This window comes from Oleiphilus sp. HI0061 (genome assembly GCF_001635675.1).
The window spans coordinates 1-4,202 of sequence record NZ_LWFE01001104.1; the positions used below are offsets into that span (position 1 = coordinate 1).

At 46.1% G+C, this 4,202-nt stretch carries 5 protein-coding genes; all 5 read left to right on the forward strand.

The annotated features are described in order from the left end of the window. Positions 1 to 90 precede the first annotated feature (90 nt). Positions 91 to 1,041, forward strand: coding sequence for a tRNA dihydrouridine synthase DusB (dusB, locus tag A3735_RS15945; protein WP_068512219.1), 951 nt, complete (start codon positions 91 to 93; stop codon positions 1,039 to 1,041). Continuing rightward, on the forward strand, positions 1,038 to 1,337 hold the full coding sequence (gene fis, locus A3735_RS15950; RefSeq protein WP_068506971.1) for a DNA-binding transcriptional regulator Fis: 300 nt from the start codon (positions 1,038 to 1,040) through the stop codon (positions 1,335 to 1,337). The genes dusB and fis overlap by 4 nt, the downstream gene beginning before the upstream one ends. Before the next feature lie 41 nt (positions 1,338 to 1,378). Continuing rightward, positions 1,379 to 2,956: a bifunctional phosphoribosylaminoimidazolecarboxamide formyltransferase/IMP cyclohydrolase gene (gene purH, locus A3735_RS15955; protein WP_068512178.1), complete on the forward strand. Its 1,578-nt coding sequence runs from the start codon at positions 1,379 to 1,381 to the stop codon at positions 2,954 to 2,956. A gap of 188 nt (positions 2,957 to 3,144) precedes the next feature. Then, positions 3,145 to 3,555 (forward strand): thioesterase family protein, encoded by a 411-nt coding sequence (locus A3735_RS15960; protein ID WP_068512175.1) that lies wholly within the window; start codon positions 3,145 to 3,147, stop codon positions 3,553 to 3,555. Positions 3,556 to 3,716: 161 nt separating this feature from the next. Next, positions 3,717 to 4,202: phosphoribosylamine--glycine ligase (locus A3735_RS15965; RefSeq protein ID WP_369820532.1), on the forward strand; the 486-nt coding region annotated here is incomplete at its 3' end.

The window sequence follows — 4,202 nt, forward strand, 5'->3', positions numbered from 1 at the left end:
CCCAAAATTAGCCACCCTTGAACCTGACAGAGAAACGACTTGCTCAAAATCGGCCCCTATCAATTAGATAATCGATTGATCTTAGCGCCCATGGCTGGCGTGACAGACAGACCTTTTCGACAGTTATGCCGGAACAACGGCGCAGCTATGGCTGTTTCGGAAATGGTAATCGCCGACCCAAGTTTTTGGAAAACACGCAAGTCAATGCATCGTCTCGACCATACCGGTGAGAGTGACCCTATATCTGTACAAATTGCTGGCGGCGATCCAGAAATGCTAGCAACAGCGGCAGAGCTTAATCAGGAGCGAGGCGCACAGATCATAGACATCAATATGGGCTGCCCGGCCAAGAAAGTTTGTAACAAAGCAGCAGGCTCTGCACTGATGAGAGACGAAGACCTGGTAAAGGAAATCCTAAGTGCAGTGGTTGGGGCTGTCGACATTCCGGTGACGCTAAAAATACGCACTGGCTGGGATAAAAACTCTCGAAATGCATTAACGATCGCTAAAATGGCAGAGCAAAGCGGTATTGCAGCTCTCGCCATTCACGGCCGAACTCGAGCTTGCGCTTACCAAGGACAAGCTGAATACGACACCATCGCTCAAGTAAAAGAGGCGATAAGCATACCCGTTCTTGCTAACGGCGATATTGATTCGCCCGAGAAAGCAGAACAGGTATTGAAGCAAACAGGAGTTGACGGTCTGCTAATAGGTCGAGCTGCACAAGGCTGCCCTTGGATTTTTGATGATATCAACCACTACCTTAAGCACGGTACCAAGCGTGAAGAAAGACCGTTGGCCACCGTTCGCGATATCATCCTTCATCACCTAGAAGAACTACATCAGTTCTATGGTGAGAAAATGGGTCATCGCATCGCTCGCAAACACGTCGGCTGGTATCTGAAGGCAAGACCGAATCACCAAGAATTTAGACAATTTTTTAATAAAATTGAAACACCGGAAGCTCAGCTTGAGGCTGTGCGCACGGAGTTCGAAAAGCAAATCAACAATCAAATCAATAACGGGGAAATAGCCGCATGACTATAGAAGCGCTTGCTGCAGACAAACAAGAAGAACAAACCTACACCAGTCAAACTCAAATTGAAAACGCTGCCACTTTAAGGGATTGCGTTGAGAAGACGCTGAGCAACTACTTTGAACAACTTGACGGTGCTCCAGTCACAGATGTTTATCAACTAGTTCTCTCAGAAGTAGAAGCACCTCTACTTGAACAAGTACTAAAATATACGCGCAACAATCAAACCAAAGCTTCTGTTCTACTTGGTTTAAACAGAGGAACCTTACGCAAGAAGCTTAAGCAGTACGGTCTACTTTAAGTCAGAGTTTTTTATTTTTCTTATACAGGTTTGGAATAAACATGAGCAATACTAACGATCTGGTCCAGGTGAAAAGAGCGCTAATCAGCGTTTCAGACAAAACGGGCATCGTTGAATTCGCCTCTGCCCTAAACGATATGGGCGTTGAAATACTTTCAACGGGCGGAACCTACAAATTACTACAGTCTAACAGCATTCCTGCTGTCGAAGTTTCTGACTATACCGGTTTTCCCGAAATGATGGACGGTCGAGTCAAAACACTTCACCCTAAAGTTCACGGCGGAATTTTAGGGCGCAGAGGTCAGGATGACGAAGTAATGCAAGCTCATGAGATCAAGGCTATCGACATGGTTGTCGTTAACCTCTACCCTTTTGAACAAACTGTCGCAAAGGAAGACTGCAGCCTAGAAGACGCTGTAGAAAACATTGATATCGGCGGACCAACGATGGTACGTGCTGCTGCTAAAAACCATGCACACGTAAATATCGTTGTTAATGCGAGCGACTACCAGAACATTCTTGATCAAATGCGTGAGAACGATGCCTGCACAAGTTTGGAAACACGTTTTGACCTAGCGATTAAAGCTTACGAACATACAGCTGCCTACGACGGCGCGATTGCCAACTACTTTGGCCGATTGGTTCCAGGTGGCAGCAAAGAGTTCCCAAGAACATTTAACGTTCAAATGAACAAAACTCAAGAACTTCGCTATGGTGAAAACCCTCACCAGAACAGCGCGTTTTATGTTGAAAAGAATGCACCAGCCGATTCAATCTCTGGCGCTAAACAGCTTCAAGGAAAAGAGCTTTCGTTCAACAATATCGCCGACACCGATGCAGCACTTGAGACCGTAAAGCTATTTGACGAACCTGCATGTGTCATCGTCAAGCACGCAAACCCTTGTGGCGTATCAGAAGCCGGCTCTATTCTAGAGGCTTATGAAAAAGCTTATGCAACGGACCCTGAATCTGCTTTTGGCGGTATCATCGCCTTTAACCGTGAGCTTGATGCGGAAACCGCGACAACTATCGTCGACCGACAGTTTGTTGAAGTTATTATTGCTCCGAGCGTTAGCGCCGAAGCGAAAGAAGCCGTAGCCGCTAAGAAAAATGTCCGCCTCCTAGAGTGCGGTGCATTTTCTGACAGCGCAGCATCTTTCGATTATAAGCGCGTCAATGGCGGCTTACTGGTGCAAGATCGTGACTTAGGCATGATCAGTAAGGAAGATTTGACTGTTGTCTCCAAGCGCCAGCCAACAGACGAAGAAATTGATGACCTCTTATTCACCTGGAAAGTTGCTAAAATGGTTAAGTCCAATGCGATTGTTTACGGCAAGAGCGCTCAAACTATCGGTATTGGTGCCGGGCAAATGAGCCGTGTCAATTCAGCACGCATCGCAGCAATCAAAGCTGAGCATGCCGGACTTGCCGTGAAAGGCTCTATGATGGCTTCAGATGCCTTCTTCCCATTCAGAGACGGCATAGACAATGCCGCAAATGCCGGCGTTAGTTGTGTCATCCAGCCAGGCGGTTCAATGCGTGATCAAGAAGTCATTGATGCAGCTGATGAGCACGGTTTGGTAATGGTATTTACCGGAATGCGTCACTTCCGACACTAAGCAAATAAGCTCTGTATGACCGTGCACCCGCCTCTGTTTGAGACTTGGTGCACGGTACTCTTCCTGCTATACATCTACTCTTCTGCCTCTAGTTAGCACTACCTAATAATATACGCTAGACTATTTTTACCTATTAATCGGACGCCCGAAGGCTTCCACGGACTTCTATCATTAATGGAGCAACAACAGTGTCAGATTACGTACGCATTAAAGTAAGGGGCTATCACCTCGACCAACACGGCCACCTCAACAACAACGGCTATACCCGCTTTTTCGAAGAAGCTCGCTGGGTATTGTTTGAAAACTTCAATGCCATAGAGTTTTTCTCACAGCTTGATCTGACACTGACCTTGGTAAATAGCAATATAAACTATCGTCACCCATGCCTCTTCAATGATCAGCTCGAGATCCATACCAAGGTAATGCGCATAGGTAATACCAGCTGTAAAATAGATCAAACTATCTACTTGGAAGGTAGCAACACGATTATCGCAGATGCCAGCAATACTTTTGTATTAATGGACAACAAAGAACATAAGGCTGTGCCGATTCGCGACCAAGCTAGAGAGAAGCTGGCCCAACTTGCAAACTCTGCTTAGCATTCATAAGAGTTGGTTGTTCGTAAAACCACTCTTGCCCATTTTACGAACAATTATTTTTTATATCTCCTCTCGAATAAGGTATCCTTGCGCCCATTTCCATCTCCAGGCGACTCCGTAAGCCGCCTGGCTATTAAGTTATTATTAGATCGGGTTACGCTATGAATATTCTTATCATTGGCAGCGGCGGCAGAGAACATGCTCTTGCCTGGAAAGCTGCACAAAATAAAGACGTCGAAACAGTTTTTGTTGCACCAGGAAATGCTGGTACCGCATCAGACAGCAAATTAAGCAATGTCGACATTGACGTTATGAACTTTCAAGCGCTGTCTGATTTTGCCAAAGAGAATCAAGTCGCACTTACCATTATCGGCCCAGAAGCGCCTTTAGTTGACGGCGTTGTTGACCATTTTGAAGCAGAAGGCCTTCGCTGCTTTGGCCCTTCAAAAGGTGCGGCTCAATTAGAAGGCTCTAAAGCTTTCACTAAAGATTTCTTAGCTCGCCACAACATACCTACTGCCGACTACCAGAATTTTACGGAAGTAGAACCTGCCTTAGCATACTTGAAAGAAAAAGGTGCCCCGATTGTTGTTAAAGCCGACGGTTTAGCGGCTGGCAAAGGCGTAATCGTTGCCGAAACTCTGGAG

What these genes read in the sequence shown, in the direction of transcription:
- dusB (WP_068512219.1), top strand. Translation starts at nt 91, where the DNA reads ATGGCTGGCGTGACAGACAGACCTTTTCGACAGTTATGCCGGAACAAC.
- fis (WP_068506971.1), top strand. Translation starts at nt 1,038, where the DNA reads ATGACTATAGAAGCGCTTGCTGCAGACAAACAAGAAGAACAAACCTAC.
- purH (WP_068512178.1), top strand. Translation starts at nt 1,379, where the DNA reads ATGAGCAATACTAACGATCTGGTCCAGGTGAAAAGAGCGCTAATCAGC.